At 49.6% G+C, this 23,898-nt stretch carries 17 protein-coding genes; 3 read left to right on the plus strand and 14 right to left on the minus strand.

Annotation, left to right across the window (positions count from 1 at the left end; all coding sequences use genetic code 11):
- Position 1: 1 nt before the first annotated feature.
- Together AR333_RS21215 and AR333_RS25085 are read right to left on the minus strand one after the other, a co-directional pair.
- Positions 2-1,240, minus strand: coding sequence for a DegT/DnrJ/EryC1/StrS aminotransferase family protein (locus AR333_RS21215; RefSeq protein WP_068777366.1), 1,239 nt, complete (start codon positions 1,238-1,240; stop codon positions 2-4).
- Positions 1,233-3,065 (minus strand): hypothetical protein, encoded by a 1,833-nt coding sequence (locus tag AR333_RS25085; RefSeq protein ID WP_172798917.1) that lies wholly within the window; start codon positions 3,063-3,065, stop codon positions 1,233-1,235. The genes AR333_RS21215 and AR333_RS25085 overlap by 8 nt, the downstream gene beginning before the upstream one ends.
- Before the next feature lie 311 nt (positions 3,066-3,376).
- Between AR333_RS25085 and AR333_RS21225 the strand changes: the two genes are divergently transcribed.
- On the plus strand, positions 3,377-3,613 hold the full coding sequence (locus AR333_RS21225) for a hypothetical protein (RefSeq protein WP_068777367.1): 237 nt from the start codon (positions 3,377-3,379) through the stop codon (positions 3,611-3,613).
- Positions 3,614-3,807: 194 nt separating this feature from the next.
- On the opposite strand, the gene AR333_RS21230 is transcribed toward AR333_RS21225, so the two are convergent.
- From AR333_RS21230 to AR333_RS21245, 4 genes are all read right to left on the minus strand, one after another.
- Complete coding sequence (locus AR333_RS21230) at positions 3,808-4,254, minus strand: hypothetical protein (RefSeq protein ID WP_068777368.1); 447 nt, start codon at positions 4,252-4,254, stop codon at positions 3,808-3,810.
- Positions 4,255-5,033: 779 nt separating this feature from the next.
- Positions 5,034-8,312 carry an immunoglobulin-like domain-containing protein gene (locus tag AR333_RS21235; RefSeq protein WP_068777369.1) on the minus strand — a complete coding sequence of 1,093 codons (3,279 nt, stop codon included), beginning with the start codon at positions 8,310-8,312 and terminating at the stop codon, positions 5,034-5,036.
- Positions 8,313-8,531: 219 nt separating this feature from the next.
- A complete protein-coding gene (locus tag AR333_RS21240) occupies positions 8,532-9,215 on the minus strand; it encodes a nuclease-related domain-containing protein (RefSeq protein ID WP_068777370.1) in 684 nt (227 codons plus the stop codon).
- A gap of 195 nt (positions 9,216-9,410) precedes the next feature.
- Entirely contained in the window at positions 9,411-9,677 is a 267-nt protein-coding gene (locus AR333_RS21245; protein ID WP_068777371.1) for a hypothetical protein, read from the minus strand.
- 1,053 nt (positions 9,678-10,730) lie between these two features.
- Here AR333_RS21245 and AR333_RS24395 point away from each other — a divergent pair.
- Positions 10,731-10,910, plus strand: a complete 180-nt coding sequence (locus AR333_RS24395) for a helix-turn-helix domain-containing protein (RefSeq protein ID WP_084783933.1) — start codon at positions 10,731-10,733, stop codon at positions 10,908-10,910.
- A 1,053-nt stretch (positions 10,911-11,963) separates the two neighbouring features.
- Here the strand turns inward: AR333_RS24395 and AR333_RS21260 are convergent.
- From AR333_RS21260 to AR333_RS25210, 8 genes are all read right to left on the minus strand, one after another.
- Positions 11,964-12,416: a hypothetical protein gene (locus tag AR333_RS21260; protein WP_068777374.1), complete on the minus strand. Its 453-nt coding sequence runs from the start codon at positions 12,414-12,416 to the stop codon at positions 11,964-11,966.
- Between the two features lie 372 nt (positions 12,417-12,788).
- Positions 12,789-12,947: a hypothetical protein gene (locus AR333_RS25090; protein ID WP_172798918.1), complete on the minus strand. Its 159-nt coding sequence runs from the start codon at positions 12,945-12,947 to the stop codon at positions 12,789-12,791.
- Positions 12,948-13,455: 508 nt separating this feature from the next.
- Positions 13,456-13,698: a hypothetical protein gene (locus AR333_RS25515; RefSeq protein ID WP_253735936.1), complete on the minus strand. Its 243-nt coding sequence runs from the start codon at positions 13,696-13,698 to the stop codon at positions 13,456-13,458.
- 334 nt (positions 13,699-14,032) lie between these two features.
- Entirely contained in the window at positions 14,033-14,899 is an 867-nt protein-coding gene (locus AR333_RS21270; protein ID WP_068777375.1) for an ABC transporter permease, read from the minus strand.
- A gap of 15 nt (positions 14,900-14,914) precedes the next feature.
- Positions 14,915-15,697 (minus strand): ABC transporter ATP-binding protein, encoded by a 783-nt coding sequence (locus tag AR333_RS21275; protein ID WP_068777376.1) that lies wholly within the window; start codon positions 15,695-15,697, stop codon positions 14,915-14,917.
- A gap of 340 nt (positions 15,698-16,037) precedes the next feature.
- Entirely contained in the window at positions 16,038-17,240 is a 1,203-nt protein-coding gene (locus tag AR333_RS21280) for an ABC transporter substrate-binding protein (RefSeq protein ID WP_253735937.1), read from the minus strand.
- Between the two features lie 11 nt (positions 17,241-17,251).
- A complete protein-coding gene (locus AR333_RS21285; RefSeq protein WP_068777377.1) occupies positions 17,252-18,694 on the minus strand; it encodes an aryl-sulfate sulfotransferase in 1,443 nt (480 codons plus the stop codon).
- Between the two features lie 274 nt (positions 18,695-18,968).
- Entirely contained in the window at positions 18,969-19,751 is a 783-nt protein-coding gene (locus AR333_RS25210) for a MarR family winged helix-turn-helix transcriptional regulator (protein WP_084783935.1), read from the minus strand.
- Positions 19,752-20,338: 587 nt separating this feature from the next.
- Between AR333_RS25210 and AR333_RS21295 the strand changes: the two genes are divergently transcribed.
- On the plus strand, positions 20,339-23,716 hold the full coding sequence (locus AR333_RS21295; RefSeq protein ID WP_068777378.1) for an ATP-binding protein: 3,378 nt from the start codon (positions 20,339-20,341) through the stop codon (positions 23,714-23,716).
- Positions 23,717-23,898 lie beyond the last annotated feature (182 nt).

Raw genomic sequence — 23,898 nt, forward strand, 5'->3', positions numbered from 1 at the left:
CCTATCGTTTTCCGTAGAAGGAAGCGACCTTGTGAATACCTGCTACCATCTCGCCGATGTCCTTCTCCGTATAAAATTCATTGACTGGCAGCCGCACCGCCGTCTGCAGAATGCTCTCCGCGTTCGGGCAAAGCCCTCTTTCATACGTCATTCCGGTCAGCTCGAAAGGATAATGAGAGTCCGGATACGCCGTTCTATTCTGGAATAAAGGCTGCATATACACCACATCCGGAATGTACCCTTCCATATTCGGAATCCCCTCCGCTTCAAGCGCCTTGCAGAATTCCGTACGTGTGCAGCTCAGTTCGCTGAGATTCAACCGGAACATGTAGAACCAGTACGTGCACTCGTTGCCCGGCTCCACTACGTGCGGTTCAATCCCCGGAAGCCCACCGATCTCGGCCGTAATACGGTCACCGTACTGCTGCCTGCGCTCGCATATGCTCCCAAGCTTCTTCAGCTGCGCAATGCCGACCGCGCCCTGAAGCTCCGTCATCCGGTAGTTGGGCGCCAGATGATGCAGATCACGCTGGACGCTGCTGCCGAAGCGCTGGTAGTTTTTATCCGCAAAAGCATGCGTCACATGATAATCCTTCTCATCTCCGGAATTGACCGTCACCAGCCCTCCATCTCCGGTCGAAATATGCTTGAAATCATTCGTGCTGAAGCAGCCGTAATCACCGATCGTGCCGACCAGCTTGCCTTTATACTTCGTCAGGTAGCTTTGCGCGCAGTCCTCAATGACCTTAAGCTTGTGCTTGCGGGCAATCTCCATAATCGGGTCCATATCAGCCGCATTGCCTGCCAGATGAACAACCACGATGGCTTTGGTCCGCCCGGTGATCCGCGCCTCAATTGATTGCGGGTCCATGTTGTACGTATGCGGGTCGAGGTCGGCGAAGACAGGAATCGCGTTCTGGTACAGAATGCCGATCAGCGTCCCCTGATCCGTAATCGGGCTCGTAATGACCTCGTCCCCGGCCGTTATGCCGGCAGCTCCAAGCGCCACATGGATAGCCGCAGTCCCGGAAGACGCAGCCACACTGTAGCGGACACCGTACATTTCATTGAAGTCATGAAGAAACTGCTTTACCTTGCCGCCGAAATGATAGAAAAGCGTATTCTGATTCAGCGCCTCCACAAGCTCCGACACCTCTTCGAATCCGAACCGTTTGCCCGTTCCAAAAGCCGTCGTCTTGACCTTACTGCCGCCGTGAATCGCTAATTCTGCTCTATTCATCCGTATTCCGCTCCTCCCAAGTGCTGTGCTTAACTTGCTTGATACAAGGAATGCCGTATCGGTATACAATCTCATTGGGTTCTTTGGGTTCTTTGGGTTCTTTGGGTTCTTTGGGTTCTTTGGGTTCTTTGGGTTCTTTGGGTTCTTTGGGTTCTTTGGGTTCTTTGGAATCCCGGGATTCTGCGGGTTCTCCGGGTTCAATGGTCTCCGCAGCTTCGCTGACCGGCAGCCATACCGCCAGAGCTTCCTCCACGCCCGCTCGCTCCAGCTGAACCCGTCCGGATTCATCTATGCCGGTCACCTGTATCTTTCTTCTCGCCCGTTGCCAGTCATTGATTTGCTTCGAGGTCCAGAATGTGAAGCCCATCTGGTTGGCTTGCAGCACAACCTCGCGTATGGCTTGGCGCACCGGCTCCAGACCGTGTATATGAATCTGGTGAAAAAGAAAGTGCGCCACGCCCCCTACATTCGCAACTTGTTCCAGAAAAGGCTCAATCACAGACGTATCGGACAAGCTGGGGTGGTTCATGTCCTGGGTCAGGAATCCGATTTCCAGCACATCGTATCTCCGGTTCCCCTCGTCACACCAGGCGATTGGAAAATACGGGTGACACGTCCCGAACAAGAATCCCACATTGCCCCGCTTTGTCGGTCCTCTTGTCTGATCGGCGGCAACGCCGTTCGCCTCGCACCAGCGGAACAGCTCACCCCAGCCTTCATATCTGGTATAGTGGTTTTTGCTCGAAGTGACTTGTTCCACTCCCGTCGCGGCCTGCACCCACAGCCGCTGGCGCGTGAATTCCTCCAGACTCCAAATGCCGTTCTCCTGCTCCAGAGCATTGTAGTGCAGAGCCAGCTCGTGCCCCTCCGCCTGTACCCGCTCATATACTTGAGCAGAATAACCGGGCTCGATCATGCACCAAGTGGACGGGACCTTCAGTTCCTTTAGAACGTCCAGTGTGACGATCGCTCTTTCGTCCTCATTAAAATCACTATCGAACGAGATAAGCGCCACCCGCCCCGTTCCCTCCGGCCAATAATCCAGCAGCGGGAGCGACCGTCTCGTCGCCAGTGCACATCGGATCAGATGAGACAGGAGCACCTCCCGCCAATAATCCGCATGAGGATAAGCAAAATAAGGCATTCCCGTCGCCGTCCTGCTGCGGTCCCACTGCCAGTCGAAACTGACCTCGTCATCCGCCTTCAGGATACCCTCATCAATGTTAGCGCTTCCATCCGGAGCCGGAATGCCGTCCTGATAGACCGGTCCCCTCCCTTGCTGCAAATGGACGACCGTGGCCGGAATATCTACCGCCCACCGCTGAATCGTCCCTTTGCCAACCGCAAAGGAGTGCAGCACCGGACCGCTAAGCTCGCCATGAGGCGAGGCTGCATGCAGCTCTCCGTGCTCCGTGCCGGAGTCTTCCTTATCCGCCTGCCATGGCTGAGCGGATAAGCACCGCAGACCCGTCGGCACCGCACGGAACTCGGGCAGCCGGGCATAACACGTGCCCGGACGCGCCCCCTGCGTGCAGCCAAGCCGCTTGGCAAGCGGTCCAAGGCCGCCGTAGGAGATGAGCGTCCCCCCGGCTTGCGCAAAATCCCACAGCAAACCCATTGCCGCATCGTTCTCCGGTACGACCGAAGCAATCACAATATCGAACATGGAAGTGTCCAGCGCGCCGCTGTCCGCGATCACCGTAAACGGCACTCCCGCATGTTCAAGAATTTCTTCTATGTAACACTCGAACACATTCACGCCGCAATTCTGGCGCTTCTTCACCGTCGCTTCATCGATAAGAACGCCTAACCTCGCCAGCTTCATCCTGTCACCTTCTTCTTATCAGTTACACGTATTGTACCGAACCCCGGAAGGACATATAAGAAACTCCATTGACCGATTTGAAAATATTTTGACCTTTGGAGAAGCTCCCAAGCCGTCAAGGATAAAAAAACGACCCTGAAAAATTGATTCAGGGTCGTCTGTACATATGTATTTTCAATTGAGCTACCTTCTGAGTTTGAGACTATGTTAAGATGAAAAAAAGGAAAAATATACTATCCCGGACCAGATGATAGGAAAGAATGCATGATTGCTGCCGCCTGTTAATTACTTCATAGTGGGAGGAGATGGATATGAATAAGTATACAGCTTATATTTTTGTCAGTATCCTCGTAATACTTATCCCGTTGACAGGATTACTATATGGATTATGGGATATGAATCAACCTAAAGTCGGCCCGATCGGGAATGGTGACATAGCAGGCCCTTCCACTGTTCAACTAATTGTGATTATCAGCACCATGTTGACTGGAATTCTAAATTTAATCATTGCCGTTAAAACATATTCCGACCAGAAAAAATCAAAATAACAAAGAGGAGCCCAGGCTCCTCTTTGTTATTTATACTTTACATGGAATGGATGGAACTAACGATCGGGAGCCATTCGCGAGAAAAAGAAACGCTGACCATAGCCTGACGCTATGTGCGTCAGCAATAGCGCAACATCACAGGACCAAGCTGTAAATAATGGCTCTTTTCAGATGCTGTCCAGCCTCAAGAAAATTTACTTCAATATTTCACTCTTACCTACTCCTTTATTGTTTCTTAGACTCTTTACCTGTAAAGACAACCAGAGCAATAAGGAAGGTAAAAGGAAGAACCAAAGTGTCCCAGCAGGATTCGGAGAAAATTGAAAAATCTGTGCGAGCACGAAGGAATATACGTTATACGCTAAAAAAATCATCCAATTAAACCCCATCTGACCGGGAACCAGCCAGCAATAAAGTCCAATGAATAAACCAATCAGGCTCACCAATCCCACAGAGACAAGGTTGGCAATTCCACTGTTCTTAGGTTGAAGTAATTGATAACCCAGCAAAAAATATGCGGCAAAAGCAAGCAGCACTACAACAAAGAGGTACACCGGATTAGTCTCGGCAGCAATAAGAAGAGCTGACATCAGAAGAATGAGCAGGTGGATTCCGAGCGAAATCAGATTGTTACGGATCATCGTTGGACCTCCGAGGATTAATAAACAAGTTATTTTATACGATTTCGCTCCTTATAGTTTCAAAAGTTTTCCTAGATAGATCTATATGGTTGTTAAGGTAAAAAGTTAAACCCACGTCTGGACAAACTATATTCCTTAAAAGGTAATAGTTCAGACTTGTGAAATCAACAGAACTTACCGTTTTGATTTTCTGATTTTCACCAGATTGATAATAAAAGCTGAAGTCATACATACAATAACGAGAATATAACCAATTGAAGGTGCGTTAGGAGTTATTGCTCTTCCCCAGATTCCAAATAATATAGAAGCTACAGCTAGTAGGCACAGGACGGTTACCCAATTGTTCTTCATCTCGCTTCCCCTCCACATAAAATCAACAATGATCTATCGAATGCATATAATTTTAACATAAAAGGATGATAATGTTATATTTGATAGAGCAATCTCTACAAGGGTACATAAATTTTTATTCACGGAATAGAGATGGCAAAACAGAAGGGCACGTTCTTGTCATCCCAGCCTGCTGCGGTAATAACCCTTCGAGCCGTCTGGACGGGTCGAACGCTCATACGCTTTTTGCGGACTATTCAGAATAATCTCATCCGGACATGCCGGTCCATCATCTTCCCCGAAAGCACGTATACAAGCCGTTTGACAGAAGCAAAAACCGTTGAAAAGACTGCCCCGGAATGACCCGTGGCAGTTTTTTCAACGGTTGATTTGGCAAAGTTACTGGCAGATGAACCTTAGTTCAGAAGTCTGAACGGATGATCGTGCCGCTATTTTACTTGTAGGGCATTCGTAATCATCATGACCGCTTCGGACCGAGTTGCGGCTCGCTGCGGCTGGAAGGTTTGATCCGGGTAGCCGGTAACCATTCCCATTGCTGCTGCTTTTGCTACAGCCTCCTGCGCCCATTCGGAAATAGATGCAGCGTCCCCGAAGTCGGCAACTTCCTTGCCTCCGGCATTCTGTTTCTTCACATTCGTAAGAATAACTGCCATTTGTTCACGTGTAATGCGTTCATCGGCACCAAATACAGCCGCATTATGTCCACTAATGACGCCATGTGCGTATGCCGTATCGATGGCCTCTTTCGCCCAGTGTGCAGTAGTATCGCGGAACTCCGCTTGCCCGTCTGCTTTTGGCTGTAAACCGAAGGCTTTGACAACGACCTCTACAAACTCCGCACGGGTAATCGTCTGATCGGGTTTGAAAGTTTTATCCGGATAGCCTGCAATGGCTCCGGCTTGAATCAACTGTTCTATCCGTTTTTGCGCCCAGTGTCCTTGAATGTCCGTCAAAGAAGCAGCAGCAGGATTCTCTTCCATTTTATCTCCCGGAAGCCCTACAATCGTAAACGTGCTGAATTTATCGACCCAAATCGAAATACCTGCGGGCTTCTTATTCTCATCATATTCAATCTGGCCTTTATCCAGTTTACTCTCCCCGTCACTGTGTTCGATGAACACGCCGAGCGAACGTAGAAAAGAGTCTAGTTCTTTCGGATCAACAGGAAGCTTCATCCCTGTCAACGGCAATGTGATCTTTGATTTTCCGGCAAAATTAGTCTCAATGTGCAGCGGTGTTCCCACTACAATTGCGCCTGCTTCTATGGCTTGCAGCCGTGTGCGCGTTTTCTGCACCTCGCTCTTTCCTGCGACACGTTCCATCGTGATTTGAAGATCCTGTTTGTCTAAAGCAGCGATGGTTTCCCGGGGAAGCGTCACTTTTGCTTTCTCCGCCATCATTTCAATAGAAGCTTGACCGGACGCCAGCGCCGCAAGGGCTTCTTTTACAACGGTAAGTGCAACTTGATCGGCTTCACTGCTTTTGCCGTCATACATAGGGATCAACAGTGTCTTGTTGTTTCCGTCCGCCTTCGCAAGCGCTTCTTCCGCCTTAGATTTGGTAAGAGTGACAAGATCTTTGGTACTTCCCCCGGTTGTCGTGCGTGTAATTTCCACACTTACTGCCGGAGTTCCTTTGCTGCCGCCTGTAAGAACCGAGACGGTTCGTGTATCACCGGAAGGAGAAGACGTGTTCCAGCTGCCTCCACCCCCGCTTGAAGAATCAGCACGATTCACGGTGAGTGTGTAGATTTTGTTAGTCACCCCGTCTTGCGCCGTAACCGTAACCGGTATCACGTTCTGTCCGACTCTCAGTACAATGGCTTGACTCGGCTGACCGCTTGTTACGAGCGTATCGTTTATTTTTACGGTGGCTGACGGGTCGGCCAGCGTTGGCGTTACGGTGATGCTGGTTGCCGTATTTCCTACATTCACCGTGTACTGAAGCGTATCCGGTGAAAAAACAAAGTTATCATGCGAGCTTACGAGAGAAACCAGTTCCGCATTTTGCTGAGGATCATGTTTCAGCACCCGCACATGATAGGTTTGGGTATCCGAAGCATTGTTCTTGGTGATGGTTGCCGTCAGCGTCACATTGGCATCTCCCGCACTAAATGCCGGGCGATGTATCGTACCGTCAGACGCAACAACCGCCGGATCGCTGGAAGACCAGCTAATCGCAGTTTCGTTCAGTCCCGCCGCAGACAAGACCACATTCTGCGTCACGTTAACCGCACTGTCTCCTGCCGCATAGCCGACAGCAAGAGCCGCCTTAGCTTCCGCAACAGCCTCCGCGTCCGTGCGCTGCGCAGCCGTCACAACAACGGCAAAAGTTCGCGTATCCGTTTCGCTTCCCTTAGTAATCGTAGCGGTTAATGTAACGCTCTGATTTCCAGCCGCGTATGGTGGACGCTGCACGGTACCATCCGATGCTATAACGCCCGCTTTATCGGAAGCCCAGCTCACCGTCGTACCGTGCAGCCCTGCCGTATTCAAGGTTACATCCTGCGTAACATCGCTTGCGCTATCCCCCCCGGCATAGCCGACAGCCAGCGCCGCTTTGGTATTCGCCACAGCTTCCGCATCCGAAACTCCCGTAGAAACATATCTCATGACCGTGGCTTTATCCCCATTATCATCATCCCGGAAAACTACATAAGGCGTTCCATTGTCTACCGTAATAAAAGGTCCGGAAATCGTGCTTCCCGTAAAGCCGACAGGACCCACCGTCTCCCAGGCCGCCCCGTTAAACTTCATCACAGTTGCTTTGTCATCCTCCATATCATCCTCGAAAACGAGATAAGGCGTTCCGTCCGCCACCGCTAGCGAAGGTCGTGAAACAGGTCCAGGAGTGAAACCGGCGGGACCTACCGTCTCCCAGACCAATCCGTTAAACCTCATAACCGTTGCTTTATCATCTTGATCCTCATCTTCAAAAGCCACATAAGGCGTACTGCCCGACATCTCCAGCGAGATACGGTTAATAGAACCTGTCGATAAAACGCTGGGACCTACCGTCTCCCAAGCCGATCCGTTAAACTTCATAACAGCTGCTTTCTCACCTTCTGTCACGTTCACAAAAGCGACGTAAGGGGTTCCTCCAGCAAAAGCCAGCGAAGTGTATTCAGCGATGCCTTCCGAGAAACCGGGATCACCTACCGTCTCCCAGACAGACCCGTTAAATTTCATAACCGTCGCCTTTTCACCGTTGTCATTATCCAGAAAAGCTACGTAAGGCGTTCCATTATCGAATGCCAGCGACGTGTAATTCGAATAGCCCGAGGAAATACCGCCGGGGCCTACCGTCTCCCAAGCCGCCCCGTTAAACTTCATGACCTTCGCTTTTCCTCCGTTATCTTCATCCACGTAGGCTACATAAGGAACCCCGTTATCCACAACCAGCGAAATCGAGCCCGCATAATCACCCGTGAAACCGGGAGTACCTACAAGCTCCCAAGCGGTACCGTTATATTTCATGACGGTAATTCCTTCACCAGCATCTTCATCCCTAAACGCGACATAGGGCATTCCATTATGCATAGCCAGCATAGGAGAACCGGCATATCCGGTTGAAAAACCGGCAGCGCCTACCGCCTCCCAATCTGAATTCGCATACGCGAGATGATTAGACGATGACACCCAATTGTATGCGGAAAATAATACCACAAAAGAAACGATAATCGAACAAGCGAATTTAAAATTTTTCATGCAGGCCCCATCTTTCTGTTAGTTTAAAATTAGTAGACTAAACGTCCGTTTGTTATTATAAAGATTCCTTCTGAACTAATTCTGAACGCGCCTGTTTCCAGGCTCATTCGTACTAATCCCTTGGAATATACCCGGACAGCAAAAAAGAAGCGCAGGCCTTAGGCCTGACGCTCCCAAATTATATGTCCCGCATGATCTTATCAGAGTGATCCTTTTCCATTAAGATTTTTTACTCTTCTCAATATGCTCCGCTCTGATCTTAGCGTCTGTAAGATTCGCTTTAGCGATTTGCTCATAAATCTGCACAATATCCGTTTGCGAAAGAGACGGCTCCGAATTCTCTGTCTTCATGCGCACAATCTTGCGCCCGATAAACTCCGAGAGCTCTACATCATACACGATAAGTTCATCAGATTGAATCTTCCGCAGCTCCGGATCTATGCTAAACCGGCACCGCATCGCAAACGAAATCATCGAAATGAATTTCACCTGCTTGTACGCTGGAATTTGCAGCTCGACCGCTTTGATATGCCCGTAGTTCTGCATCAGCGGATTGTACATGTTGAACCGGTTACTTACACGCCAGTATCGGTCCTTACGCGTACCCTTGATTTCCCCGTTGTAATTCTTCGTTTCAATGACAAAAAGCCCATAGGGAGAAATGACCAAATGATCAATTTGAGAGTATCCTGACCGTGACTTTAGATTCGGAATCAGCAGATCGCTCAGATAACGGCATTCCTTTGGAAGCTGATCCAATTGAATATTGATTTTGTGCTCCCCCAGCTCCCCAATCCGGGTGGCTTCCACTTTGGGGCGTTTCGCGGCGGGTCCCTGTTTAGCTTTCTTTTGGGGTGGTTCTGATGCTGGCTTGGCAAAAAGCGCCCGTAGTTTAGCAAACATACGTATCTCCTCATTCATAAAACGATATAAGACATCATTCGCTAAAATTCCATGGATTTCCTTTCTTGGAGGGCACAAAACAAAAAAAGCCTAGGTCTCGATACCTATACGGTAATGAGACCGAGGCTTTGAGCTGTGTATGGATTGCGGAATTTTTTCCTTTTGGTTGACTAAGAGCTAAACATGACCTGCCAGTCAATCGCTATAAAGCTGGGACAAAATCTTGATGCCGTCTTGTACTCCTGTGACGTAAATCCACTCTTTCTTCATGTACTCCAAAGCCAGTTCCTTGTCCTGCCACTCTCGGAAAAGCATTTGCTGATCCGGTTCAAGTGATTGTAATAATTCTAACTCTAAGGCATTAAGCTGTTCCATCATAGGTTGGAAAATCGTTGACGTGTCGACCCTTTCTGCGAGCTTATCGAAACGGTGGATTAAGGAATTGTTATATCGTTGAGTCATGAATAATTACCTCCATCCTGTAGGGTTTAAGGATAGATTAACAGAATTTTGCTTGTGGTGTGGTACGTGAATGCGTAATCAAATACGGTTTACTTTTCTATTACAATCACACATCTCCACGTTCAATTATGCTAAGATGGGAGTAGCTCATGTGGGGTTCTCCTGGAGAATATGGTTGTGTGGTAACTTCCATTTCACACGAATCCATTCATAGGCTTCTTTGTATTTAGCTGTCGCACTTCATATTACAATCCGTCATGTTTAAAAAACTTTGCACGAAAACCTATATTATATTATATTTGTAAAAATAGGTTCATAAAGTAACAAAGGTTTATTGTTTCAATCATTACTTTTATGCTTGTATTTTCTTTCACTATTAGCTCTGTCTCAAATGCAAGAAAAAATGAAGAATCTAATAACTCCGTTTCTTTTTGCAAACGAAATATTTATCAATCAGGTTACAAAAATCGGAGAAGTCAATATTACAAGCAATGTCGAAAGCATTACTACTACCAATGGAATTGAACACACTTACCATAAAAAATAATATTTCTCAATAATACCAGGAGGAATATGAAAATATTTGATAACTATGTTTGATCAAGCAGTTGAAGCAGAAGAAAAAGCATACCAAACTATCAAGAAATTGTAGCTATAATGTTTCCCATAGCCCTGTGAAAGTACAAAAAGGAGGGCACATGTACGCCATATTACTCATTCTAGCTTATTGTTCTGTAATGTTTTTCGTAATAATACGAATTTACAAGAGTATAAAAAAACCAAATAATGTTGTTGAGAATGCATCTCTTATTCTTATGACAATACCGATCGCTTTAACATTGAGTATATTTATTAGTGCTATGGGGTATGCCCTACTAATTGTAAGCATAACTTTTTTTATTCTTTATTTATGCTGGGTAATAGTAAACAGAAAAAAACGGTAATACCTCAAAACAACAAGCTAGTTCCTGTCCATCAGGTGCTAGCTTGTTTGGTTTCCTATCCTAACTGGAAATAACCTTACAGTAAGAGGTATTGGATCATTAATAAGTCATGTCATTTAACCCTCGTGAACTATTTCGTTTATATGATGTAAGACATGCGGAACTAAGTGAACTTTCCAACAGTAAGCGCACGAGTATTAAATTTAGTCACATAGAAAGAATCGCCGATGCACTTGGCATCAGCGATCTACGGGAAATTATTGAATTGGTTGAGGATAAAATAAGGTAAACACTAACTGATCTCTTTGTCTCTCGGCCAAAACCATCCTTTTCAGAAGAACGCCAATGAAAGAATAGCGTTTACAGCACTTATTATCTTCCTGCGTTATAACGTATACCAGCAGCAGCTAAAAAGTTTAAAAAAATAACCCCACTCATGCCTAAGATACGTAGGATGATCGGAGTTATCGTGGCAACCCCCTTCTATACTCTCAAGACTCTCAAGATAATAATGGCTATTTACATTAGGATGACGAGTGAAACGAAAAGCATAATATTCAACACACGCTCTAACAGAACCAAAATCTACGATGTTTATCTCCCCGCCTTCACTCGCTCCACGAATGTGATCAAAGCATACCCAAGCCCAAATACCAGGCCAGTGGCAATAAAAAACACATAAAACAAGAACGACTCCGCCGAGAAGGGACTTCCGCCTCCAAAAGCTGCAAGTATAAATAAGGTTGGAAGAACAAAAATGAACGCACAACTTAGAGGATACAGAATGAAACGCAAAAGTCCCGTTTTTATTTTGGATGTAATATAGGAACATATCACAAGATAAATGGGAACCAAGATGATTACATACGCAAGTCCCGCCCAATACTGAACGGCTCGCAAGTCTCCTTCACTCATAGTCTGCTCCCAGACTAACCACAGAACAAATTGATAAGCCCACAAACCTGCGCAATAAGACAATAGACTATTGAATGCTAGAACAAGATATCTACGAACTTTCATTCTGTCACCTTCCCATGTATGCTCGTTATGAAGAAATTGACTCTATCGATCGGCGTTGGTAATAAGTCAATTGTATACTAACGGTGTGTGTAGCAAGTAGTTCTAACTTTTATAGTACCTGCGTTGCCACAGCTATAATTTATTTCATTAATTAATCTAGAACTAATCCTACTATCTGTTTTACAGAAAAACGGAGATGTTGTTAAGGCTGTAGAACCGATATGAATCAAACGGAGCCTAATTTTCCCGCCAAAATCAAATAAAAAGTCTGCAGGCTATATTCCTATTAAGGAAAAACCTACAGAATTTTAGTATACGTAACTTACTTTTTAACTTGTTTTAAAAAAAGCCTGCCATCGACTTTCTTAATTTCAAACAAAGCATCGCCACGTGATACAACTCCACCACTATTAGTAGTCACTTGAATCTCTTGTATAGATGGCATGGACCACTCTTTAATAATTTTATCATTTTTTATAAACAACAGCTTCTGATCATTTTCATAATCAATCAACATCTCGTCATCATCTACTACTTTTTTACCTAACGTTGTATTAACTTCTTTCCCATTCGTATAGGATCCGATATGTACAAATTGATCCCAGTCAAAAGGGTAAAACGATGATAGATCAACTGATTCCCGCTGCTTTTTTTGCATTTCACCTAGTTTAGTCGAAAAATATACATTTGAATATATCTCCCCTCCATATCTGAGGGATGTATAAGCAATCAAGCTGGCGAGAATAAACAAAACCAAGTACTTTTTCTTTTTCATATTACTCCTTTACAAAAATAAATTGTAACACTTTACTAAGAATGTATGTGCCATGAACATAAAAAGGGAGTTTCCGCAGTCATTCTTGAGGGTGCATTTAACAACAATAAGTTATGCAATGGTATTGAGGTTGTTTAGTAAGTTCTTTTACAAAAATAATGCTTGAGAGGGAAAATAGTCCATATGAAATTCAAGTAAAATTTAACGAGGAGAATCTTCGTAATCGTGTTCAAAGAGCTGTTATGGATATCTCAGTAAAATGACGTGATATCATTTGAGGTGAAATTGTACGTCACTCGAATATCTTAAACATGTAAGCCCCATCCAATTGGACGGGGCTTTTATTTATTGCCTAATGTACGGAGTGTTGACCTAATCATCTTCGGTTCCTTTAAGAACCCAAGTGCAAGCAAGCCAAACAAAAACAGCATTAACAATAATAGATAAAATTGTATCTAGTTTCGTTGCAATAAAAACGACTGCAAGTAAAAAAGGGACGGTTAGAAGTATTCTTTGGGTGCGAGTTTTCATAACATCACCACCGCCTTACTACTTATTTCAAAAATTTAAAGGTTGTAGTAATCTTTAGTAGTGAGATAAACTTTATACCCTGCATCCACGTGAGGTTCGCTCAAGATAGTTTTTTTCAATTGCGTCCTATATGGGTCTGCGTAAATATCCTCTACGTAGTAGTATACATCCCTTCCATAGTAATCACTATATGTTTTGTAAAATGTTGTAGTAGTCCATTTATAATCCACATGGTTGGTAATAGTGCCAGACGCGATTGAGGCAAAAGTTGAAAGGGCCGCTCCTGTTTTCGGACTCTTAGTTAAAGTGCCGCCAATTAACCCAACAACACCAATAACTGCTCCTGTTACAAATGTAACAACGTCTTTTTTAACTGCGTTTTTATAATCGTTTGATTTCTTTGACAGTGCAATGGTTTCATTTCCCCAGATAGGGTCGGACTTGGGAGTGTAACTATCAGGGTTAGCTACTGTTTAGCATTATGTCGATTAGCCAAGAATTTTTCTGCTTAAGTACGAACACTCGAATTTGCTTGGAGGATGTCGGAATCCTCTGATCCAGCAACGAAGGTAACACTCACTCCATCTTTTATGATGGTATCCGTATTATTGCCAAGGGACTCCGTGCCGTTTTCTTCAACTTTAGAGGCATAGGATGTTGTCTCCTGACTAGGTACACTAGCTAAAGCATTGTACGGAATTGCGGTAACAATGAGTACGGCGGACAAAGTAGACAAAATGGTTTTCTTCACGACTCTCTCCCTTAAAACAGTTTATTGGATAACACCAACAAATACTACCAATAATTTACATGATAGTAAATGGTAATTATTTGTTGTATTTTATTCTAATTATTAAATTTGATCGTAACTCTGCTTATACATGAAACAAATATAAACAGCATATGATGACCTTCCCCCTACAGCTGTATGTAGGCAATAAAAAATCCCTCCTTTAGAGGGATATCTTTATAAATTCAACTCATTTCATTAATTCACTGTCTTACGTTTCAACATTACCGATTTCATTGTTAATTACGTTCATATAGATCATAAAACTTGTGCATTGAAACTCCGTTTAACACACCTACCGCCTAAGCCCCAACGTCCCCGCAACCCCATACCTTGCCAAAAGCTTACGCCCTAGCAGCGCGACAGCACGATCTGTAATAAACCCCATCAGCCCCAGGCAGATTAGCCCTACGAAGATCCAGTCCGTGCGGAAGAACAGCCGCGAGTTCCAGATCAGGTAGCCAACGCCTTCGTTGGAGGCGATCATTTCGGCGCCGATGATGGCCATGAAGGAGGTGCCCATGGCGAGGCGGATGCCCGTGAACATGTACGGCACGGTGGACGGGATGATGACGTGCAGGACGATCTGCCACTCGGAGGCGCCCATGCTGCGTGCTGAGCGGATTTTGTCCTCCTCCACGGCGAGCACGCCGGTCAAGGTGTTCAGTACGACGATGAAGAAAGTCGCGTACAGGATGAGTACGACCTTCGAAGTCTCGCCGATGCCGAACCAGACGAGGAAGAGCGTGATGAACGCGATCGGCGGGATGAACCGAATGAAGTTCAGGAACGGCTCCGCGAAAGCGCGGATGGCGCTAACTTTACCGATAACGAGCCCGACCGGGATGGCGAGCAGGCTGCCCAGGGTCCAGCCGAGCAGGACGCGGTACGAGCTGATGCCGATATAATGCAGCAGGGTGCCATCTGCCAGCAGCTCGTAGCCGCCCTGGGCGGTCAGAATCGGGCCGGGCAGGATTTCCGGGCCGTAGACGAGCGACAGCCCGTGCCACAGCAGCAATCCGGCGACCCAGAAGAGAAGGGTGAGCAGTGTTTTTTTGAACCAAGGCTTGCGTATGAATGGTTTCCGGGCAGAAGCAGTAGCAGCCGTAATTGGCGGCTTGGTCGTGATCGGTTTTTTGGCGGTAATGGCGTTCGTGTTCATATCGGCTTCTCCTCCTTATTCGTCGAAATGCGCCTGGATGCGGTTGTACAGCTCGTAAAATTCCGGCGACCCCAGATCCCGCGGATACGCGAGGGGCACGTCGTAGATGTGCGAGATGTTGGACGACGGGCCGGCGGACATGATGCCGATCCGGCCTCCGAGCAGCAATGCTTCCTGGATGTCATGGGTGACGAAAATGACGGTTTTGTCGGTTTCCTGCCAAATCCGCTGAAGCTCCTTCTGCATGGTGCGGCGCGTCATCGCATCGAGCGCGCCGAACGGCTCATCCATGAGCAGAATGGCCGGATCGTTCGAGAGCACACGGGCGAGTTGCACGCGCTGCTTCATGCCGCCGGACAGCTCGCGGGGGAATTTGCTCTCGTGGCCCTTGAGACCGACCAGTGCGATATACTGGTCCGAAATCTCGCGGCGCTCCGCCGCAGGGACACGCTTCATGCGCAGGCCGAACTCCACGTTCTCCCTGACCGTGAGCCAGGGGAACAGGGATGAATCGGCCTGCTGGAAGACGACGGCGCGGTCCTGGCCGGGCCGCTCGACCTCGCGGTCACCGACGCGCATCTGGCCGGAAGTCTTGGAGACGAAGCCGGCGATGAGACTGAGCAGCGTCGATTTGCCGCAGCCGCTCGGTCCCAGCAGGACGAAGAATTCGCCGCCCCGGACCGCTAGATTCACGTCTTGAATGATGTAGGGCAGCTCACCCGCGGAAGGCTGCATGTAGCTTTTATCCAGACGTTCGATGTGGATTTCGTTGCGTTTCGGCGCTGTCTTCGTACTCATAGTTCATCCTCCTGTTCAGTTTTGTTACGTTTTTTTGCTTGCAGTTTTCGCTGCATGACAGCAGTGGGTATTTCGGCGTAAGACGGTGTTCGGCAACCGCTGCCAGGTGCGCATTGCGGAGTTTTGTGCGTAGTGGTCGATCCAGCCCATGCTCCCGATTTTTCGATATCCGTATTGCTGCATGACAGCGGCCGGTATTTCGGCTCAAGACGGCGTTCGGCCGACCTCTGTCGGGCACGTATTGCAAAGTTGGCGTGGTGGCCGACCTCTGTCGGGATACGTGCTGCAATGTTACGTCGTGGTTTTCCCGGCCCATGCTCCCACTTTTCCAATATCCGTACTATTTCAATTCAATGACCCGATCCGGGAAGGCTTCCCGCAGAATATCCAGGTTCAGCTTGCTGTTCAGGTCAAAATCCTTCTCGATGATTTTGTTCTCGACCATGTATTTTTTCTGCTCCTTGTAGCCGTTGTAAGCTTTATCGGTGAAACCGATTTTCCACGGGTTCTTGGGCAAATCCTTCAGAGTCGCTTCCTTCGGCTGCTTAACTTGCTTATACATGATATCCGCCGTTTCCTCCTGGTTAGCCTGTACGTAAGCGGAAGCTTCATCGAGCGCTTTGACGAAAGCGACGAATCCGGCCTTATTGTTCTTGAGAAGCTCATTCGGAGCGATGAGACCATTCCCCAGCCGGACCGGGGTTTGGGACATGTCCGCCAGCTCATGAGCCTCGGCGAGTGCCGCGAACTTCTCGTTCAGCACCGCGCCGTATACCCATGCGCCGTCGATCTCGCCTTTTTTGAGCGCGACATACGCTTCATCAAAGCCACCCTGGCCGATCAGCTTTACCTCAGACAATTTGACGCCGTTCTGGCCCAGATACACATCCCACAGATACGGGACAAAAGTGCCGCGGGAGAAGCTCAGCTTCTTGCCCTTCAGCTCCGCCGCGCTCTTGATCTCCTTGCGGACGAACAGCTTCCACTCGCTGGCGCTCAGATCCGTTGCCGTACCCGATGAAGCGAAGATGGAATAGTCACCCTTGCTCACCGCATTCAGCAGCGGAAAATCTGCGCCGAACGCCACGTCCACCTGTTTGATGAACAGGGAGTTGACGCCTTCGGCCGGTGTGGCGAACGAGACGAGCTCGGCGTCGATGCCGTGTTTCTCGAAGATGCCCTTGCTCTTGGCGACGCGAAAGATCGAATTCGTCGAGATGTCCGCAATTTTTAGCTTCAGCTTGGCGGCGCCGCCCTGCTCCGGGTCGGCGGCCGCTTTGCCGCAGCCGGCCAGTACGGCGAGCAGGGAGACGGTCAGCGCAAGTGCCAGCAGAATGCGGCCCCAATGTCTGTCATCGGTTGCGCGCTGCCGCCGGTTATGTTGAACTGCAACACCCGTATTAGCTGCTGGCGCAGCATGATATGCACAATCTGTACGCTCTGTACTAAGTCCCGCACGACCTTTAGCGGAGATAGGCTCTGTCTGTCTCCCGACGCCCGCATGATCCGTCTGTTCTGCATGTTGACCGGTATATGTACGCATTCCGCTCACCCCTATCCTTTCTCCGGCTGGCTTTCGTCCGCCCTTGCTACGCACAGCGCACCCTCGCCGTACGAAACCGTTCCTTCGACTTCCACCGTCGTCACCGCTCCCCGCGCAGCCGCTCCCGGCAGGCGGAAGTCCGCCACATCGATCGGCGCAATTTCCACTTCCTCCGGCAGCTCCAGCTGCGGCACCCACTCGTAAGGCACGCGGTAGGCACGGTAGACCATGTTGGAGTTGCGTTTGTTTTTGTAAGGCGAGATGTATTCCCACACCAGCTCATGCTCACGTGTCACTTCAAAAATCCGGCCGTCCGCACCCTCCGTAATTAACGTATTGCCGTTCGGCAGGCGCTGGGCGGAGCTGATGTACGGGCTGTAGAACCGGTACGAATCAAGCGGAGCCTGGAAACCCGCTTCCGTCGGCGTGTACTGCCACTCGATTTCGAGTGTAACCGGGTTGATCTCCAGGATGCGCGAGTGATCGCGGCGGGCGTTCTTGATACCGTCAGGCGATTCCGGATTCGGCGCGCCATAGCCGCCCCATCCGCCGTTATCGAAGATCAGGATGTTGCCTGCGCCCGGCAGTCCCTGCGGAATGAGGTGGGCGTGATGCTGCCCGATGATCCAGCCGATATGTTTCGTCTCTTCGGTGTTATAGTCAGGGCCTAGCTTCCAGACGATTTTACCGGTCTTTTTGTCCGTGATGGCAATGATGTTCGTCTCCCGCGCATCCCAGATAATGTTGTCCGGATGAAACCTCTCATCCCCCGCATCATAATGCTTATTCGGCCCGAGGACCGAAGCGGAGTTGATATGCATCCAGTCGCCGGCATTCGCCCCGAAGAATCGGGTGTTCGGATCGTTGTACAGCGCCTTCTTGGCATCCTCGTCAAAGCCCAGTTCTTCAAAATGATCACTTGTCGTCCACTCCCAGAGGACATTCCCTTCCCAGTCCACTTCGAGAATCGTGTCGTCCAGAAGCTCCTTGTCGGAGATTTCGGGGCGGTTTACATTTTTATGAGCGAGAATGATCGTATTGCCTGAAAGCACTTGGGGCTCCTGACCCGGCACATAGTACCCGACCGGATTGCCTTCGCGCTGATAATCGTGATGCTGGCGGGCCATCCACTGAGGCTGGTGCCCGGGGTCTTCAATGTGCTCGTAGCGGTCGAACTTCCACACGATATTGCCGTCCCAATCCACCTGCACCAGGTTCACTTCATCCTGAAACCCGTACTTCGGATCGCGCTCCGCTGTGCTTCCAAACACGTATCCACCCGGCAGCAGCTTGTTCGGGAACCCTCTGAGCCCTTTCCACAAATGCACTTCCCGGCCGTTCATGTCGATCAGCAGCGCCCCCGTATCTGCCGCCTGGTAAATCGTGTAGCCGCTCCAGCTTTTGCCCTTGTTATATACCGTTGTTCCTGTCGGATAAATTGTCGGATGTCCCATATGTACAACTTCCTCTCGAATTTTAATTGTTTAACTCTTCTTTTAATTTTTAATAGGAAAAATATTGATCTATTTATAAGGTCTAGCTGCTTAAAATCTGTGATTCCAAAATTACCCATCCGCTAAAAACTTCATGTCACTAATCATTCAGGCCATTCCTTAATCGGAATACTAATAGAGCCAGCCATTTAAGATTTACCGCTACAAAAAGAAACATGCTGCACGCTCCGGCCCTGTTGCATCCCTTCCATCCCAAACTGCGGCGTTGCATCCTTTAGTAAGAAATAAAATGCTTCTTCCGGTTCGCTGCTTTCGGTGCAGCGTCGGTCCGATCCGCTACCGCATCCTGCCGGGGATCAAAGACGGCCTGCCTGGTGCCGGTTCTCTCGTCCGATGTCTCATCTGGAGTCCCACCTGGAGTCTCATCCGGCATATCATCTAGACTCTCATCCGGGGCCTCATCTGAAGTCCCACCCGGAGTCTCATCTGGGACATCATCTTGGCTCTCATCAGGGGTCCCATCTAAAGTCCCATCTGAGCTTTCACCCGGGTTCTCATCTGGAGTCCCACCCGGAATCGCATCCTGAATATCATCCCCGGTTTGCCGGAGTACCGCTTCCGCAAAACCATCCAGCCGTTCCAGCAGCCTCCTCGACAATGCGATCTGATGCTTCAACTCTTCCTGCGTATAGCCGCTGAACAGAACCTCGATCATGCAAGCGCTGATGCCGCTGCTGCGGCCGATCAGCTCCCTGCCTCTGTCCGTTATCTCCAGCGCAATGGCCCGGCGGTCCGTCGCGCTTCGTTTGCGGACCGCGTAGCCGCCCGCTTCCAGTTTGTCGCACAGCGCCGTCACTGCACCCGAGGTGAAATCCAGCTGTTCCGCCAGCTCCCCGAGCCGCTGCTCCCCTTCGCGTTGAATGGAGTTCAGGATGAGCATGCCCGGCAATGTAATGCCTCCGACCGAAATTTTATCGCGCTCCTTCACGAACTTGCGGACCATCCTGCGGAACAGCCAGTCGGCTTCTTCGAGTAATGCCCAGTCCTTGTCCTCCATGCTGCTCCTTTCGCAATAAGGGCCAGTAGTCAGCAAGCCAATGCTCGCTGCTGTGCTTGGATGCACGGTCCGGCGGGAATCAGCTCATCCATACTCCATATGCCCGCTCCATCAGACGATGCTGCCTGCCGGAACACAAAAAGCTCCCGTCTTCTCCTCCGTACGTCGGCAAGAGATTCCAGGAGCCTTTGGCTGTCCAATCGGCTGTCCTTATTGATTTGATTTAATTTTAAGATAATGACCATTCATTTAATGATCGTTCACTGGATTACTTTTCATATAATGATCTTGAAGCAAGATTAAACCAATTATTCATACCTGTCAAGTAGGTATTTAAAAATACATCTATCCTCACCCGCTATCGGCTGCTTCACTCCCAGAAACACCCCCCGCTTCTTCAACTTGTGCCGATGCCCACTCATCGGCGTATTTTAGAGCATCCCTTCTGCTATTTATGAAAAATAATCCAAGCGGGCACTCTGAATATTGTCATCAGATCCGTTATTTTACCTGGATTTCATGTATAATTTTTCTAATGGCTGACATTCGCCTGAATCCAATAATCCTTTAAGAAAAGAAGATTATCTATGACCAAAAGTAAAGTTTTCCTCATTTCCGGTTTTTTCGTCCTTATACTCACTGTCATCCATCTGCTGTGGAATCTCTTCTATGCAGGTCCCCTGCAGCCCCATGCAGTCCGGGGCCAACTCGACTTGCGCGGATGGGACTTTGCCGCAAGCAGATCCGTCACTTTGAACGGGGAGTGGGAGTTCTACCCGGACAAGTTCATCTCTCCAGGAATGTCCGGCTCTGCGGGAACGTCTTCTTCCCTTGCGGAAACACGCCTGATCCAAGTCCCGGGCAACTGGAAGGAAACCCTCCACCCGGAGAATCCTTCGAGCATCGGATACGGTTCCTACCGGCTGCGTATTCTGGTTGATCCGGAGGATCAGCCGTATTGGGGCATCCAGATTCCCAGGATCCCCGCCTCTTCTAAGGTCTTCGTCAACGGGAAGCTGCTGCTGCAAAACGGAGAACCGGCCACCGTAAAAGAATTGTACACTCCGCGCAATCTTCCCTCCACGGCTTATTTTGCAAATGATCAGAGGGAAATGGAGCTTATTCTGCATGTCGCCAACTTCGATAACCCTAAGAGGGGCGGCCTCTATCAGCCGATCAAATTAGGGTCCGAGAAAGCGATCAACCGGGCTGATCTATTGACGACGGGGCTGCAGCTGCTGATCTGTATTATTTTCGCCATCCATGCCCTATACGCCCTGATTCTGTATCTCAGCGGATTCTCGCAGAAGCGCCAGCTCGTATATTTCATGCTCACTACGCTAAGCGCGATTATCATGACACTCGTGGATGACAAGCAGCTGCTCCTCCTGTGGCTGCCGATAAGCTATGCCGCCGGCGTCAAGCTGTTATATGTGTCGTATACGGTCGTCGCCCTGTTCCTTCTCCAGCTGGTGCTGCATGTACTCCCGCAATACAGCAAATACAAGGTATTCCGCTGGTTCACAGGGATGAGCGTCCTATACGTCATCTTTGTTGTGCTGGCTCCTGTTGAGATCGTGCAGCTTGCAGTGCCGGCTTTTCAACTCGTTTACTTCCCGCCTTTCCTGATCGTAACAGCCTTGACGCTGCGGCAAGCTCTGACGAGCAGCAAGGATTCCATCTATCTGCTGCTCGTTGCATCCGCACTTACCAGCAGTGTAGGCTGGGGAGTCGCCAAGAGCCTGGGCTGGGCCCAGAATGTATACTATCCGTTCGATCTCATTATCGGATTTGTCGCCTTTGCCGCCTTTTGCCTGAGGCAGTTCATCCATACCTACAACCGGATGTCCGAGTTCGCGCAGGAGCTTCAGAAATCCGACAAGATGAAGGACGAGTTTCTGGCGAACACATCGCACGAGCTGCGGACCCCTCTCCACGGCATCCTGAATATTGCCCGGCAGGTACTGGAGACAAGCGGACCGGTACTCGATGCGAAAAGCACACAGAACCTAGAGCTCCTGGTCACTGTAGGACGACGCATGTCGCTGATGCTCGGCGATCTGCTGGACCTGACCCAACTGCGCGAAGGACGCGTGAAGCTGCAGCCCGGCAGTGTCCGCATCCAGGCGGCTGCTTCGGGGGTGCTGGACATGCTGAAATTTCTGACGGAGGGCAAAAAAGTCCGGTTCGTTATGGATATTCCCGCCTCATTCCCGCCTGTCCTCGCCGATGAAACACGGCTGATTCAAATTCTGTTCAACCTGACGCATAACGCCGTTAAGTTTACCGACAACGGAACCATCCTGATCCGTGCCGAGATTCGTGCCGGCCAGGCCTATATCCATGTATCCGATACCGGATGCGGCATGGATGAGGATATGCAGCATAGAGTCTTCCGGCCATATGAGCAGGGAGACGCTCCCAGATCCTCTTCAGCGGGCGGACTCGGGCTCGGCCTGAGTATCTGCCAGCAGATGGTGCAGCTGCATGGAGGCAGGCTGACCGTCCAATCCGCTCCAGGGGAAGGATCGGTGTTTACGTTCAACCTCCCTCTGGCTGAAGAAGCGCGGGACGGCCAGTTTTTGGCAGGCTCGCAGCTGCTGATCCCGGAGGCTTCGGACTTAGGCACGGATTCAGCCGTGGCGGCGACAGACTACGCTGCTCTGGCCAATCGGGCCGTAAACGCAGCTGCTGCCTGGGCCTCATCAGGCTCGGCTGCTGCGTCCCAAGCTGCGAATGCTTCATCTACCGGAGATTTGGAAGGATCGGGAGCGGCAGATGAAGCCCTTGCAGCAGAGGATGCAGCCCGGGCTTTTGCAGCAGAAGCTACAGTCGGCATTCTTGCAGCAGAAGTTGCAGCCCAAGCTAACTTGGAAGCTGCTGCCGGAGCCGCTGCAATAGAAGCATCCGCCGCCACGCCGCCCCTGAAGCAGCACGTCCTGACGGAGGGCCGGCCGAGAATTCTGGCGGTTGACGACGACCCTGTCAACCTTAGAATCCTCGGCGACATTCTCCTGGCCGATGCGTATGAGGTCGTCTTAACCGCCCAGCCCCAAGAGGCCCTGAAGCTGATCAACTCCGCTTCGTGGGATCTGATCATTGCGGACGTGATGATGCCGCACATCTCCGGCTATGAGCTGACCCGCCTCATCCGGGAGCGCTATTCACTCTCTGAGCTTCCAGTCCTGCTGCTGACGACTCGCAGCCGCCCGGAAGATATCTATTCCGGCTTCGTGGCCGGAGCAAGCGATTACGTGACGAAACCGGTCGATGCGCTGGAGCTCAGATCACGGGTCCGGGCGTTGACCGATCTCAAACAATCGATCCACGAACGGCTGAGCATGGAAGCCGCATATTTGCAGGCGCAGATCCAGCCGCATTTTCTGTTCAACACGCTCAACTCCATTACGGCGCTCAGTGACATCGACACGGACAAGATGAATGACCTTATCGAAGCGTTCAGCACCTATCTCAGATTGAGCTTTGACTTCCTGAACTCCGCGCAGCTTGTCCCTCTGGAGCGTGAGCTGGAGCTGGTCCGCTGCTATCTGTATATCGAGAAGGAACGCTTTGACGAGCGCCTTACCATCGTATGGAATAACGAGCCGAATTTGAACATCCTGCTTCCTCCGCTTACGATTCAGCCATTGGTGGAGAATGCCGTGAAGCACGGCGCACTCAGCCTTCCCCGGGGAGGTACCGTGTACATCCGCATGTACCGCGAAGAGGGAGCGATCCGGGTCTCGATTGAAGATAACGGCCGTGGAATGAGCAATGAGCTGATTCATGACCTGCTGGAGCCTCCGCAGCGCCCTGCATCACAGGGAATCGGCCTCCGCAATACTCACCGCCGTCTAAAGCAGTTGTACGGGCACGGTCTGACGATAGACAGCAAGCAGGGCCAAGGCACCACTGTTTCTTTTGAAATCCCGAGGCCGGATTTGAGGCCCCGTACACCGCAATAAGCCGCAAGCTTACATATCCTGTCCAGTAGAAGCAGACTACCCCGGCCTCACGGATAAACAAAAGGGCTGTTCCACAAGTCATCTGAACTGCACCCCGTCAAGTAGACACTATAAATAAGTAAAGACACTAGGCGGCCTTAGTCCTGAACTCCACGGGACTGAGGCCGTTTAATTTTGCCTGT

Source organism: Paenibacillus sp. FJAT-26967, assembly GCF_001541095.1.
GTDB lineage: Bacteria > Bacillota > Bacilli > Paenibacillales > NBRC-103111 > Paenibacillus_F.